General features: G+C 67.6%; 11 protein-coding genes. 2 read left to right on the top strand and 9 right to left on the bottom strand.

The features are described 5' to 3' along the window. The first annotated feature begins 19 nt into the window (after positions 1–19). Positions 20–1,216, top strand: coding sequence for a mannonate dehydratase (gene uxuA / locus KBI52_RS25000; protein ID WP_210812094.1), 1,197 nt, complete (start codon positions 20–22; stop codon positions 1,214–1,216). A gap of 189 nt (positions 1,217–1,405) precedes the next feature. Here uxuA and KBI52_RS24995 read toward each other — a convergent pair whose 3' ends face one another. Next, the gene (locus tag KBI52_RS24995; protein ID WP_210812093.1) at positions 1,406–2,554 is read right to left on the bottom strand and encodes an amidohydrolase; all 1,149 of its coding nucleotides are present in this window, start codon (positions 2,552–2,554) and stop codon (positions 1,406–1,408) included. Positions 2,555–2,947: 393 nt separating this feature from the next. Here KBI52_RS24995 and KBI52_RS24990 point away from each other — a divergent pair, with 393 nt between their 5' ends. Beyond that, the gene (locus KBI52_RS24990) at positions 2,948–3,832 is read left to right on the top strand and encodes an SDR family oxidoreductase (protein ID WP_210812119.1); all 885 of its coding nucleotides are present in this window, start codon (positions 2,948–2,950) and stop codon (positions 3,830–3,832) included. Here the strand turns inward: KBI52_RS24990 and KBI52_RS24985 are convergent. The 8 genes from KBI52_RS24985 to KBI52_RS24950 are packed head-to-tail and all read right to left on the bottom strand — an operon-like array spanning position 3,816 to position 14,594. Then, complete coding sequence (locus tag KBI52_RS24985; RefSeq protein ID WP_210812092.1) at positions 3,816–4,643, bottom strand: uroporphyrinogen-III synthase; 828 nt, start codon at positions 4,641–4,643, stop codon at positions 3,816–3,818. The two genes, KBI52_RS24990 and KBI52_RS24985, sit on opposite strands and share 17 nt — an antisense overlap. 21 nt (positions 4,644–4,664) lie before the next feature. After that, entirely contained in the window at positions 4,665–6,140 is a 1,476-nt protein-coding gene (gene cysG / locus KBI52_RS24980; protein WP_210812091.1) for a siroheme synthase CysG, read from the bottom strand. Further along, entirely contained in the window at positions 6,112–8,772 is a 2,661-nt protein-coding gene (locus KBI52_RS24975) for a nitrate reductase (protein WP_210812090.1), read from the bottom strand. The genes cysG and KBI52_RS24975 overlap by 29 nt, the downstream gene beginning before the upstream one ends. 9 nt (positions 8,773–8,781) lie before the next feature. Next, positions 8,782–9,114: a nitrite reductase small subunit NirD gene (gene nirD, locus KBI52_RS24970; protein ID WP_210812089.1), complete on the bottom strand. Its 333-nt coding sequence runs from the start codon at positions 9,112–9,114 to the stop codon at positions 8,782–8,784. Beyond that, positions 9,111–11,561, bottom strand: a complete 2,451-nt coding sequence (gene nirB, locus KBI52_RS24965; protein ID WP_210812088.1) for a nitrite reductase large subunit NirB — start codon at positions 11,559–11,561, stop codon at positions 9,111–9,113. The genes nirD and nirB overlap by 4 nt, the downstream gene beginning before the upstream one ends. A 12-nt stretch (positions 11,562–11,573) precedes the next feature. Beyond that, a complete protein-coding gene (locus KBI52_RS24960) occupies positions 11,574–12,368 on the bottom strand; it encodes an ABC transporter ATP-binding protein (protein ID WP_173950315.1) in 795 nt (264 codons plus the stop codon). A gap of 12 nt (positions 12,369–12,380) precedes the next feature. Beyond that, a complete protein-coding gene (gene ntrB / locus KBI52_RS24955) occupies positions 12,381–13,283 on the bottom strand; it encodes a nitrate ABC transporter permease (protein WP_210812087.1) in 903 nt (300 codons plus the stop codon). Between the two features lie 18 nt (positions 13,284–13,301). Then, positions 13,302–14,594 (bottom strand): CmpA/NrtA family ABC transporter substrate-binding protein, encoded by a 1,293-nt coding sequence (locus KBI52_RS24950; RefSeq protein ID WP_210812086.1) that lies wholly within the window; start codon positions 14,592–14,594, stop codon positions 13,302–13,304. Positions 14,595–14,618: the final 24 nt, after the last annotated feature.

Genomic DNA, 14,618 nt, shown 5'->3' with positions numbered 1-14,618 from the left:
CCACCCCTGAGAGGCAAGCATGGAACAGACCTGGCGCTGGTTCGGTCCCGACGATGTCGTTCAATTGTCCCACATCCGGCAGACCGGCGCGACCGGGATCGTCACGGCCCTGCATCAGATCCCTTATGGGGTGATCTGGAGCGTCGAGGAGATCGAGAAGCGTAAAGCGCTCATCGCCGCCGATCCGTCGCTCGGATTGCGCTGGAGCGTGGTCGAGAGCCTGCCGATCCACGAGCGCATCAAGATCGGCGAAGGCGACCTGACGTCCCTGTTCGACCATTACCGCCAGTCCATGCGCAACCTCGCGCAATGCGGCGTCACGACGATCTGCTACAATTTCATGCCCGTGGTCGACTGGACCCGCACCGAACTCGCCTACCCGCTTCCGGGCGGCGGCACGGCCCTGCGCTTCAACATCCATGAATTCGCAGCCTTCGACTGCTACATGCTGGAGCGTCCCGACGCGGAGGCGGATTACTCGGCGAGCGTGCTGACGCGCGCGAAGGAATGGCATCTCCGCTCGTCGGAAACCGACCGACGCAAGCTCCTCTCGAACATCATGGCGGGTCTGCCCGGTGCCTATGACCGCTACGACGTTCCGGGCCTGCGCGTCATGCTGGACCGCTACCGGGACATCGACGCCGCGGCCCTTCGCGAGAACCTGGCCCACTTCCTGCGCGAGGTGATCCCGACCGCGGAAGAGGTGGGGATCCGCATGTGCATCCATCCCGACGATCCGCCGCGCCCGCTCATGGGCCTGCCCCGCATCGTGTCCAACGCGGACGACATCGCCTTCATCCTGGATGCTGTCGATGCGCCGGCGAACGGCCTCACGCTCTGCAGCGGGTCGCTCGGAGCCAATCCGGTCAACGACGTTCCGGCCATCGCGAAGCGCTTCTCGGACCGGATCTGGTTCGCGCATCTGCGCAACGTGGCCAAGGATCCCGACGGCTCCTTCATGGAGGCCGATCACCTGGGCGGCGACACCGACATGGTGGCCCTCGTGACGGTGCTGCTCGAGGAGCAGAAGCGCCGCAAGGTTGCCGGTCATCCGCACTGGCGCATTCCGATGCGACCGGACCACGGGCACGAGCTTCTCGACGACGTGGGCCGTCCCACCCATCCGGGCTATCCGATCATCGGCCGGATGAGAGGGCTGGCCGAGCTGCGCGGCGTCATGCAGGCGGTCTCGGCCCTGCGCGGTCTGCCGCTTTAGGGTTTTCGTCTTCACCCCACCATATCTGGAACCGCCCCTTCGACGTCATGGCCGGCCTTGTGCCGGCTATCCCGATTGTTTGAAGCACTGCGCCTCACCGTATCGAGATCACCGGCACAAGGCCGGTGATGACGTGGGAAGGAATGCATCGGCTCAGCGCATGACACTCGCACCAGCCCCGCGCCCAACCTATCCGAGCAGATTCCGCAATGTCCGCATGAACACGCGCGCGCCGATCCCGATCAGGTCGTCGGGGAAATCGTAATCGGGGTTGTGCAGGCTCGGGTAATCCTTGCCGGCCCCGAGGAAGAACATGGCCGCCGGCGCCCTCTGGCCGAAGCGTCCGAAATCCTCGGAGGCCCGCAGCGGAAGCTCACCCTCGTCATGCGGCACGCCCTCTTCGTCCAGCGCGCGGCGGAGATGGGCCACGGCCTCCGGTGCGTTCTCGCAATGCTGGAAGATGTCGTCGTGGGAGATCTCGACGCTGAGCCCCCGGTTGCGGGCGGCGCTCAGGACGAGATGTTCGGCGCTCACGCACAGATCCTCCATGCCGGCATCGGTCATCGTGCGCAGGGTCGCCCAGATCTCGGCCCGTGCCGGGGCGACGCCGAAAGCCGGCTCGCCGATCTTTACATGGGTGACGGTGACCATCGCGAAGTCGCTGTCCAGCGGACCGCCATGACCGAGCGCCGTGAGCGCCGGCATCAGCTCGGCCACCACAGGCACGGGCGACAGGCCGGTCTCGGGCATCGACGCATGGGCGGTCTTGCCGTTCAGGACGATGCGCATGCCTCGCGACGCGCAATTGACCGGCCCTTCCGCCAACGCGACATGCCCGAAGGGCAGCCCGGGGAGATTGTGCAGGGCGAATGAGAAATCAGGGCTGATCTCGCGAAAGCGCGGGTCGGCCACGACGGCGGCGGCTCCGGAGCCGTCCTCCTCGGCCGGCTGGAACAGCAGGACGGCCCGGCCGCGCTGCGGCCGCTGGCGTCCGAGCGCGCGTGCGAGACCGGCGAGGATCGCCGTGTGTCCGTCGTGCCCGCACAGATGACCCTTGCCGGGCGTGGCCGAGCGGTGGGGCGCATCGGAGATTTCCTCGATCGGCAGCCCATCGAGCTCCGAGCGAATCAGGATGGTCGGGCCCGGTTCCCTGCCCTCGTAGACCGCCGCGATGCCATGCCCTCCGAGCCCGGAGATGATCCGGTCCGGACGCGTCGGCGCCAGGAACGCCCGCACGCTGCCAGCCGTCTGAACCTCCTCGCGGGAGAGTTCGGGCATGCGATGGAGCTTTCGCCGAAAAGCCACCAGATCGACCATGTCCTCGTTGGTCAAAACCATGGATCGCCTCCATGCCGGAGTTCGATGGGAGCAGAGCCGCTCGACCGATGACAGCCCGGCCTGTTTCGGCTGCCCGTTATGGCCCGGACGACCCGCCCTGATCAAGCCGTCGAAAAGTCGGGGTCGGGGAACGGAAGAACGGTCACGAATTCTGCGGGGTTGTCTTCGTCTCTCTCCGTCATCACCGGGCTTGTCCCGGTGATCCCGGTTGTCGGAAGCGCCGCGCTTCATCGGATCGGGATGGCCGCCACAGGGCCGGCCATGACAGGTGGGTCAAGCCGGTGGCTCCGGGTTCCAGGTCACGCCGACCCGTCGGGCGGGCGATTGCCGGGTCTGCCCGGTCGCGCTAGGGTCCGACCGACGACCCCTTGCATGGCAACACTTATTCATCTCATGAATCTGTTCGTTTTCGGTCTCGGTTATTCCGTCCGCCAGTTCATCGGCCTTTACCGCGACCGCTTCGCAGAAGTCGGTGGCACCGTCCGGTCGCCGGAGAAGGTTCGGGCCATGGCGGGGGACGGCTTCCAGGCTTACCGGTTCGACGGCGCCGACTTCGATCCCGGCATCCTGGATCGGATCGCCCGGGCCGATGCGCTTCTCGTCTCGATTCCGCCATCGGGCGAGACGGATCCAGTGCTGGAGCACTTTTCTCAGGCCATCGCGGCGGCGCCGAACCTGCGCTGGGTCGGCTACCTGTCCACCGTCGGCGTCTATGGCGATGCGGACGGCGCCTGGGTGGACGAGACGACGCCGCCCAATCCCGCCACGGTCCGCTCGCGCCACCGCATCGCGGCCGAGGGGCAATGGCTGGCTCTCGGCCAGAGCGCTCCGTTCGCCGTTCAGGTGTTTCGCCTCGCTGGCATCTATGGGCCGGGCCGCAACGCCCTGGTGAAGATCGCCGACGGCAGCGCCAAGCGGATCGTCAAGAAGGGTCAGGTCTTCAACCGCATCCACACGGCCGATATCGCCCAGGTGCTGATGGCCTCCATCGAGCGCCCGCACCGGAACGCGATCTACAATGTCGCGGACGACGAGCCGGGTCCTCCGCAGGACGTCATCGCCCATGCGGCGGAACTGCTCGGACGCGAGCCGCCCCCGGAGGTGCCGTTCGAAGACGCCGACCAGACCCCGATGGCGCGCTCCTTCTACTCGGACAACAAGCGCGTGAGGAACACGCGCATCAAGACAGAGCTCGGGGTGGTTCTACGTCATCCCACCTACCGGGAAGGTCTGAAGGCTCTGCTCCAGGCAGGCGACGGGATCACACAGGCGCGCTGACGCCGTCGGATTGCGACAATCTCCGGCCGAAGGCCATCACCAGCGGCTTGAGATGATAGCTGTCCTGCGGCATCGCCCCGACGGGCCAGCCCGCCGTCTCGACCGCTTCCGCCGTGACCGGCCCGACGGCGGCGATCAGGGTCCGATGCATGGCCGCATCGAGGTCCGCGTCCCTGCCGAACCGCCGCGCCACCTCCTTGAGCCGCCGCACCTGGGCCGAACTCGTGAAGGCGATCAGGTCGACGGTGCCCGAGGCGAGCTCCCCGATGAACGCCAGGACCCGTTCGTCCTCCTCGTCCGAGGCATAGCGATAGCTCAGGACCGGATCGACCGCCGCGCCGGCAGCTGCGAGGAAGGCCGGCAAGGCCTCCTCGCCGCCCGGGTAGAGCAGAACGCCGACGCGCTTGCCCGCGACGGGGAGGCCCGACAGGGTTGTCATCAGCCCGGCGGTCGTCGGCTCCTCGGCCATCACGTCGGGCGCGAGGCCGATGCCGCGCAGGACTTTCGCCGGCTTGGGCCCGCGGGCGACCTTACAGGCCCGGCCCAAAGCGGCGATCGCGTCCGCTTCGACGCCCAGGCGGCGCGCGAAGCCGAGAAGCCGAGACAAGCCCTCCCCGGTGTAGAGGACCACGAAATCATGCCGGCCCTGGACGAGCCGGTCGATCCAGGCATCGACGGGAGCCGGGTCCTCCACGTCGTGGATCGACACCAGCGGGCAACGGACCGCAACCGCGCCATGCCGTTCGAGCATCCGCGTGAACAGGTCCAGTTCCCGACTCTCGGGTACGGCGATGCGGCGTCCATCCAGCATGATCCTGCCTCTCTGGTCCGTTCAGGCGGTCGCGTCGAGCGCCGCCTGATGGCCGAGCCCCATCGTACCGGTTTTTGCCGCCCGCATGAACACGCGGCCGACCCCGATGATGACGGGCTTCGACGGATCGCGACGCTCGCTCGCCCGGCCGAGATCGGCAAGAGCCCCCGTCCAGCGTTCGTCGCCGCGGGACACGTCCGAGACCATCACGGCCGGCAGCCCCGGCGAGCAGCCCGCCGCGATCAGCCGGTCGGCGATGGCGCCCGCGGTGCCGCCGGCCATGTAGAAGATTGTCGTGGTGTTCGGATCCGCGAGGCCCTGCCAGTCGAGGCCGGCCGGCAGCGCTCCGGTCTTCGCGCATCCCGTCACGAAACGGACTGACTGCGCCATGTCGCGATGGGTGAGCGACACGCCGAGCGCGGACGCCAGGGCGATGCCGGCCGTGATCCCCGGCACCACGTCGACGGGAATGCCCGCCGTCTCGAGATGCTCGATCTCCTCGCCGGCGCGGCCGAAGATCATCGGGTCGCCGGATTTCAGCCGCACCACGTGCTTTCCCTGGCGGGCCAGGCGGGTCATGAGGTCGTTGATGTCACCCTGCGCGCAGGAGGCGCGTCCTCCCCGCTTGCCGACCATGAGGCGCTTCGCCTCGCGGCGGGCGAGCTCCAGCACGTCCTCGGACACGAGATCGTCGAAGAGGATGACGTCGGCCGATTGCAGCGCCCGCATGGCCTTGAGCGTCAGCAGCTCGGCGTCGCCGGGCCCTGCCCCCACGAGCGTCACGCGCCCCACTCTCGGCGCCGGCGCGGAGGCGATCTGCTCCAGCACCGCCTCCACGCTGGTTCCGAAGCTGTCCGGTGACCGGCCCCGGAAGGCGAGATCGGCGAAGCGCTCCCAGAAGGCACGCCGCGCCGCGCCGGGCGCGAGATGCTCCATCACGCGCTCGCGCAGGTGCTTGGCGAGGGCCGCCCAGGAGGCCACGGAGGGATGCAGCAGCGTCTCGATCTTGCGGCGGATCGCCTGGCCGAGGATCGGCGCGGCGCCGTCGGTCGAGATGCCGATCACCACGGGCGAGCGGTTGACGACCGATCCGAACTGGAAATCGCAGTGGCCGGGCTTGTCGACCACATTGACCGGTATGCCGGCCGCGCGTGCCGCGGCGGCGAACGTCTCCGCTTCGTCCTCGTCGTCGAGATCGGCCACCGCGAGCGCTGCATCCGCCAGGATGGCCGCAGACCAGGCGTAGCGATGAAGCACGAGCGTGCCGTCGGCCGCGCCGCGCGCGAGCAGGGCGTCCATCTCGGCTGAAAGGTCGAGGGCATAGATGTCCACGCGGGCGCCGGCAGCCGCGAGCAGCTCCGCCTTCCAGGCCGCGCCGGGCGTGCCGCCGACCAGCACCGCGCGCCGATCCTTCAGGTCGAAGAAGACCGGCAGCTTGGCCAGCCGGCCGAGCCGGCCCGGCTCCGCTTCAGACGGCTTTCTTAAGGGCTGCAGCATCGATCAACCTCCTGATTTCAACGCGGCAGGAGCCGCAATTCGTGCCCGCGCGGAGAGCCTCGCCAACCGCCTCGACGCTTGCGGCGCCGTTCTCGACGGCGGCCGCGATCTGGTTCGCGCCGACCGAGAAGCATGCGCAGACGATCGGGCCGGGATCCGACTGGTCGGTGCCGGGACGCCCGCTCAGCAGGCGAAGCCGATCGGCGCCCCGGATCTCCGCCGCCGCCAGATGCTCGACCAACCAAGTCCGCGACACGGCGACCGGCTGCGGGGCGATGAAGAGCGCGCCGAGCAAAATGTCACCCGAGAACGTCGCGAGCCGGAAGCTCGCCTGGTCCTGATCGCTGTAGGACAGCGTTTCAGGCTTCTCGCCGCAGCCGATCAGAGCGGCGGCATATTCGGCCCAATCCTGCGCCGGCGCGGTGCCGGCGAGCTCGATGCGCCAGCCGCCTTCGGCGCGGGCGATCGCCCAGTACTCCGCCGGGATCGTCTCCGGCCTGTTGCGCACCACCGCGAAGCCGTACCAGGCGGCCTCGTACGGCTCGATGCGCGCATGGGAGAACTTGAGACCGGGCTGACCGGAGACCGGGTCCGTCGCCGGCAGAACCGCCGCGCCGATGCGCCCCTGCGCGGCGTGCTGGTCGGTCCAGTGCATGGGGACGAAGACGCTGCCCTTCTGCTGACGCTCGGTCACGAGAGCGCGCACCACGGCCGCTCCCTGAGGGCTGACGATCCGCACCAGGGCGGCGGGACCGATGCCGGCATCCTCGGCATCGTCGGGATGGATCTCGCAGAAGCTCTCCGCATAATGGCTCATCAGGCGCGGCGTCTTCGCCGTGCGCGTCATCGTGTGCCACTGATCGCGGATGCGGCCCGTGTTGAGAGTCAGCGGAAAATCCCCCGACACCTCCGGCAGCACGATCTGCGTCGGCACGAAGCGCCCTCGCCGGTCGGGCGTGTAGAATCTTCCCTCGGCGAAGAAGCGCGTCGTGATTCCGTCGAGCGCCTCGCCTGCCCGGCGCGGCCACTGGAACGGCGCCAGCGCGTCATAGGCGCTCTCGCTCAGCTCGGCGCAGGCCGAGATGTCGAAATCGCGGGTTCCGTCGTTCGCGAGGCCGGACAGCGCCGCGTGTTCGCGGAAGATCTCCGCCGGGGACTGATAATCGAATGTCTCGGAAAAGCCCATGCGGGCGGCCACGTCACAGACGATGCGCCAATCAGGCCGCGCTTCGCCCGGCGACGCGAGAAACGAGCGCTGGCGCGAGATGCGGCGCTCGGAATTCGTCACCGTGCCGCTCTTCTCCGCCCAGGCGGCGGCCGGCAGAACGACATGGGCATGGCGCGTGGTGTCGGTCCGCACGACGTCGCTCACGACCACGAACGGACAGGCGCGCAGGGCCTCCTGGACGGCATCGGCATCGGGCATGGAATCGGCCGGATTGGTGCCCATGATCCAGAGTGCCTTGACGCGTCCCTCGCCGACGGCCCGGAAGAGATCTACGGCCTTCAGGCCGGGCCGGGTGGCGATCCTGGGGCTGCCCCAGAAGGACCGCACCAGCTCGCGATGGTCGGGGCGGTTGATGTCGAGATGCGCGGCCAGCATATTGGCGAGCCCTCCCACCTCGCGCCCGCCCATGGCGTTGGGCTGGCCGGTCAGCGAGAAAGGCCCCATGCCGGGCCGCCCGATGCGGCCGGTGAACAGGTGGCAGTTGATGATGGCGTTCACCTTGTCGGTGCCGACGACCGACTGGTTCACGCCTTGCGAATAGGCCGTGACGACCCGCTCCGAGCGACTCCAGAGCGTGTAGAACTCGCGGAGCTGCTCAGGCGGAAGGTGTGTGGCCTGAAGGGCGCCCGGAAAGCCGCAGTCCCGCGCGGCCGACAGGGCCGCGTCGAGACCCGAGGTGTGGCGCTCCACGTAATCGCCGTCACGCAGGCCGATCCGGTCGAGATGGTCGAGCAGACCCGCGAACAGCGCCCCATCGGAATTGGGCGCGATCGCCAGATGGAGATCGGCCGCCTCCGCGGTCACGGTGCGGCGCGGATCGATCACTACGATCGTCGTGCCACGCCGCTCGCGCGCCGCCAGAAGCCGCTGGAACAGGACGGGATGGCACCAGGTCATGTTCGAGCCGACGAGGACGACGAGATCGGCCTCCTCAAGATCCTCGTAGGTGCCGGGCACGGTGTCGGAGCCGAACGCGCGGACGTGACCGGCGACCGACGAGGCCATGCAGAGTCGGGAGTTGGTGTCGATATTGGCCGCGCCGATGAAGCCCTTCATCAGCTTGTTGGCGACATAATAATCCTCGGTGAGGAGCTGGCCGGAGCCGTAGAACGCGACCGATTCCGGGCCATGCGCGGCAATCGTCTCCGAGAACCGCCGTGCCACGAGTTCGAGCGCTTCATTCCAGTCGGCGCGCCGCCCGCCGATCTCAGGGTGAAGCAGCCGGTCGTCGAGGCCCAGCGTCTCGCCCAGCGCCGAACCCTTCGAGCACAGGCGGCCGAAATTGGCCGGGTGCTGCTCGTCGCCCCTGATCGCGACCGTGCCGTCCTCCTGCGGGGTCGCCACGACGCCGCAGCCGACGCCGCAATAGGGGCATGTAGTCCGGGTCGGGGATCCGGTCGCCATCCATCCTCCTCAGGCGGCACGCGCCATGAGCGCGGAAGCGGCAAGCAGGATGCGACCGCCCTCGATCCGCAGCGGGATCCTGTGCGCGCAGCCTTGGTCGGCTCCCTGCGCCTCGCCGCTCGCCAAGCTGATCACCCAATTGTGCAGGGGACAGGTCACGGAATGGCCGTGCACGATGCCCTGCGACAGCGGTCCACCCTTGTGGGGACAGCGGTCGCGCAGGGCGAAGAGCGCTCCGTCCGCCGCCTTGAAGACCGCGATGTCACCGGACGGCGCCTGCACGACGCGCGATCCGAGAAGGGGCACGTCGTCGACCGTGCCCACGTCGATCCATTCGCTCATTCCGCCGCCTCCGCCAGGGTGAAGTTCGCCATGGGCCTGAATTCGTGCGCATCCCGGCCGGCGACCCGCTCGGCCCATGGATCGATCTGCGCATTGCGCTGTGAGATCACGAAGCGCTCGTAGAGGTCACGGCGCTTGCCGAGGTCGTCCACCACCATGGCCCGGATCGACTCCACCCCGACCCGGTCGGCCCATTTGTACATGCGCTCGAGGTAATGCCCCTGCTCGCGATAGAGCTGTGTCAGGGCCGCGATCACCTCGATGCATTCGTCCTCCTCGGCCACCTTGCAGAGCACCTGCGTGCCCTTGATGTGAATGCCGGCGGCACCCGCGAAATGAATCTCGTAACCGGAATCGACGCAGATCACCCCAACGTCCTTGCAGGTCGCTTCGGAGCAGTTCCGCGGGCATCCGGAGACGCCCATCTTGACCTTCGCCGGGGTCCAGGAGCCCCACATGAACCTCTCGATTCTGACGCCGAGGCCGGTGGAATCCTGCGTGCCGAAGCGGCACCACTCCTTGCCGACACAGGTCTTCACGGTGCGCAGGCCCTTGGCATAGGCATGGCCCGAGACCATGCCGGCATCGTTGAGATCGGCCCAGACCGCCGGCAGGTCCTCCTTGCGCACGCCCAGCAGGTCGATGCGCTGCCCGCCCGTGACCTTCACGGTCGGAATGTTGTATTTCTCCGCCACGTCCGCGATGGCGCGCAGCTCGCGCGGGTTGGTCAATCCGCCCCACATGCGCGGCACGACCGAATAGGTGCCGTCCTTCTGGATGTTGGCGTGGACGCGCTCGTTGATGAAGCGCGAGCGGCCATCGTCCTCGTAATCCTCCGGCCAGTCGCACAGGAGATAGTAGTTCAGGGCAGGCCGGCACTTGGCGCAGCCGCAGGAGGTCTTCCACCCGAGCTCCTGCATCACGGCCGGGATCGATTTCAGCTCTGCGGCCCGGATGAGCCGGCGCACGTCGTCATGGCCGAGGTCGGTACAGGCGCACATGGGCTCGACGGTCGATTTCGCGAACTTGTCTCCCAAGGTGAGGGTCATCACCTGCTCGACGAGGCCCGTGCAGGTGCCGCAGGAGGCCGAGGCTTTCGTGTGCGCCCTCACCTCGGCCAGGGTACTCAGGCCTTTGTCGTTGATCGCCTGGACGATCTTGCCTTTGCAGACGCCGTTGCAGCCGCAGATCTCCGCATCATCCGGCAAGGCTGCAACGGCCGCCGTAGGGTCCAGGGGAGCGCCTCCGACGTAGGACTGGCCGAAAATCAGGGTGTCGCGCAGGTCGGAGACGTCCGTCTCCTTGCGCAGGAGGTCGAAGAACCAGGATCCATCCCCCGTCTCGCCATAGAGCACCGCCCCGACGATGCGGTTCTCCTTGAGCACGAGGCGCTTGTAGACCCCGCGCGCGGCATCGCGCAGGACGATGTCCTGGCGGTCCTTGGCCTCGCCGAAATCGCCGGCCGAGAACAGGTCGATGCCCGTGACCTTCAGCTTGGTGGCGGTCACGGAACCGGTATAGGCGGCCGTCGCGTCGCCCGCGAGCTGCGCGGCCACGACCTTGGCCATCTCGTAGAGCGGAGCCACAAGCCCGTAGCAGAGCCCCCGATGCTCGACGCATTCGCCGACCGAGAAGATGTCGGGATCGCTCGTGCGCATGTCGTCGCCCACGAGAACGCCCCGGTTGGTGTCGAGCCCGGCTGCCTTCGCGAGCGCCGCGTTCGGTCGGATGCCGACCGCCATGACCACGATATCGGCCGCGATTTCGGTGCCGTCGTCGAGCCTGACGCCGGTGACATGAGTCTCGCCCAGGATCGCATAGGTGTTGGCCTTGCACCTCACGGCGATGCCGCGATCCTCGAAGGCTTTCTGCAGCAGGTATCCGGCGGACGGATCGAGCTGGCGTTCCATCAGCGTGGGCATGAGGTGCAGAACCGTGACCTCCATGCCCTGCGCCTTCAGACCCGCCGCAGCCTCAAGCCCGAGGAGACCGCCGCCGATGACGATGGCCCGCCCGCCGCCTTGCGCTGTTACGAGCATCTTCTCCACGTCGTCGAGGTCGCGGTATGTGACCACGCCCGGCAGAGCCGCGCCGGGGATCGGCACCACGAAGGGCATCGACCCGGTCGCCACGATGAGCCGGTCATACGCGGCGCCGGTGCCATCCGCCGCGACGACGCGCTTGGCGGCGCGGTCGATCTCGACCACGGTCCTGCCGCGATGGAGCGTGATGCCATGCGTTTCGTACCAGGCATCGTCGTGGATCAGGATGTCCTCGTAGGTCTTCTCGCCGGATAGGACGGGCGAGAGCATGATCCGGTTGTAGTTCACCCGCGGCTCGGCGCCGAAGATCGTGACCTCGTAGGCTCCAGGCGCGCGCTCGAAGAGTTCTTCCAGGACGCGGCCGGCGGCCATTCCGTTGCCGATGACGACCAGCTTCTTGGGCATCGTCGCTCTCCTTCAAGCTGCGAGGGTCGGAGCCCGGTGGCGCGCATAGAGGAACTCCAGCACGGCCGCACGGGCGTCGTTGTAGGTGGGGTTGCCGACGAGTTCGAGGCGTCGGCGGGGACGTTCCAGATCGACTCTCAGGTCCTCGCCGATCGTGGCGGCCGGCCCGTTCGTCATCATGACGATCCGGTCGGACAGCAATACGGCCTCGTCCACGTCGTGGGTGATCATGATGATCGTGTTGCCGAGCCGGCCGTGGATCTCCATGACCTGATCCTGAAGGTGCGCGCGGGTCAGGGCGTCGAGGGCGCCGAACGGCTCGTCGAGCAGCAGAATCTTCGGCTCCATGGCGAGTGCCCGGGCGATGCCGACTCGTTGCTTCATGCCGCCGGAGATCTCATGCGGCCGCTTGTTCTCCGCATGGGCCATGTGGACCAGTTCGAGGTTGTGGCGCGTCCAGTCGCGGCGCTCCGCCTTCGACTTCTTGCCCCGAAAGACCTTGTTGACCGCAAGCTCCACGTTCTCGCGCACGGTCAGCCACGGCAGCAGCGAGTGGTTCTGGAACACCACGGCCCGGTCCGGTCCCGGGCCGCTCACGGCCCTGCCCTCCAGGAGCACGCCGCCCTGGCTGGGCTCGAGGAGGCCGGCCACGATGTTGAGCACCGTCGACTTGCCGCAGCCGGAATGCCCGATGATCGAGACGTACTCGCCCTTGTCGATGGAGAGGTTCACGTCCCGCAGCACCTCGGTGCTCGCGCCGGCGCGCTGGAACGCGATGCCGACATGATCGATCTTGAGATAGGCCATGGTGCCGCCTCCTTACTGCGCAGCGGTGCCGCGGGTGAGCAGGTGGCCGATGGCCGCGATGGAACGGTCGAGCAGGAAGCCGACCACGCCCACATAGACCAGGGCCACGATGATGTCCGAGATGAGGGAGGAGTTCCAAGCATCCCAGATGAAAAACCCGATGCCGACGCCGCCGATCAGCATCTCGGCCGCCACGATGGCGAGCCACGACAAACCGATGCCGATGCGAAGGCCGGTGAACATGTGCGGCACGGTGGCCGGCACCATGATGCGGGTGAAGAACTCGATCGGCGACAGGCGCAGGACCTTCGCGACGTTGCGATAATCCTGCGGGATGTTGCGGATGCCGACCGATGTGTTGATCAGGATCGGCCACACGCTGGTGATGAAGATCACGAAGATGGCGGAAGGCTGCCCGTCGCGGAAGGCCGCCAGGGACAGCGGCAGCCAGGCCAGTGGCGGGATGGTGCGCAGCACCTGGAACACCGGATCGAGGCCGCGCATGGCGAGCGTCGACTGGCCAAGCAGGACGCCAACACCGATGCCGACAATTGCAGCAAGGATATAGCCGTAGCCGACGCGGACCAGGGACGCGCTCACGTGCCAGAACAGGCCCTGGTCGATGCCGTTGCCGACCTTGAACGGATTGACGATGATCTCCCAGCTGTCGTCGATCACCTTGAGCGGGCTCGGCAGCGCCGAGGTGGGACTCGACGCCAGGATCTGCCACAGGACGAGCAGGAACGCGATGGTCAGAACAGGCGGTGCCAATTGCGTGACGAGGCCTGTCCCGATGCGCGCGCCACGAGAGAGTACGTCGACCGGCTTCGGCGCCAGCGGATACAGAGCCGCCTGCGGGATGGGCGGACCCGCCTTTGGGTTCGGGAGAGCGACGACGCGGGCGGAATGGACCATGAGCCTGTTCTCCGGGGTTTACGCGATGCGCTTGATGGGAAGGCTGGCGAGATAGGCCTGCGGGTTCTCCGGGTCGAAGACCTTGCCGTCGAAGAAGGTCTCCTTGCCGCGGCTGTCGCTCGCCGGAAGATCGCCCGCGGCGACACCGAGCGTCATCGCGGCTTCGCGCCAGAGGTCGGCGCGGTTGACCTTGTCGACCAGCGCCTTGGCGTCGGTGTTCGTCTCGAACTTGCCCCAGCGCATGTTCTCGGCGATGAACCAGAGGTCGTGCGACTTGAACGGGAAGGAGGCGTGATCGCGCCAGAACTTCATGATCCCGGGCGAATCCTTCACCACCTTGCCGTCGATGCCGTAATCGTACTCGCCCTTCTGGCGCGGCAGGATGTCGGCGACGGGAACGTTGAACCAGGCGCGGGTGCCGACGATCCGGCACATCTCCTCCCGGTTCTCGATCTTGTCGCACCAGGCCTGTGCTTCCATGACCGCCATGAGCAGTGCCTTCGCGGCGCGGGGATGCTTGTCGACCCACGCGGCCCGCAGACCGAGCGCCTTTTCCGGATGCCTGTTCCAGAGCTCATAGGTGTTGGCCGCCGTGTATCCGAGCTTCTGGTTGATGAGCTGCGCGTTCCAGGGCTCGCCGACGCAGAAGGCGTCCATGGTGCCGACCTTCATGTTGGCGACCATCTGGGGCGGCGGCACCACGATGGTGGACACGTCCTTGTCGGGGTCGATGCCGCCGGCCGCGAGCCAGTAGCGGATCCACAGGTCGTGCGTTCCACCCGGGAACGTCATGGCCACCTTCGGATCGCCGCCGGCCGCGCGCTTCTTCGCGAAGGACTCCTTCAGGGGCGATGAATCGAGACCGAGCTTCAGCCCGTTGTATTCGGCAGCGACCGAGATAGCCTGCGCGTCGAGATTCAACCGCGCCAGGATGTACATCGGAGTCGGCACGCCGCCCTGCGTGACCTTTCCGGTCGAGATCAGGTACGGCATCGGGGTCAGGATGTGCGCGCCGTCGATGCCGTTGGCCTCCGAACCCAGCACGAGGTTGTCGCGCGTCGCGCCCCAGGAGGCCTGCTTCAGCACCTCCGCGTCAGGCAGTCCGTGCTTGGCGAAGAAACCCTTTTCCTTGGCGATGATCAGGGCGGCCGCATCGGTGAGCGCGATGTAGCCGAGCTTCACCGTCTTCGTCTCCGGCTCGGCGCTCTGGGCGAACGCGCCGCCCGGCAAGGCGGCCTTCGCGGCAGCGAGCGTCAGGGCCGCGCCGGCTCCGCGGAGCGCGTCTCGGCGGGTGATCTTCGGTGTCTGCATCGTGCTTCCCCTGTTCCTGTCGCC

Source organism: Microvirga sp. HBU67558, from assembly GCF_018069605.1.
Taxonomy (GTDB): domain Bacteria; phylum Pseudomonadota; class Alphaproteobacteria; order Rhizobiales; family Beijerinckiaceae; genus Microvirga; species Microvirga terrae.
This window is presented reverse-complemented; position numbering and strand designations above follow the sequence as displayed.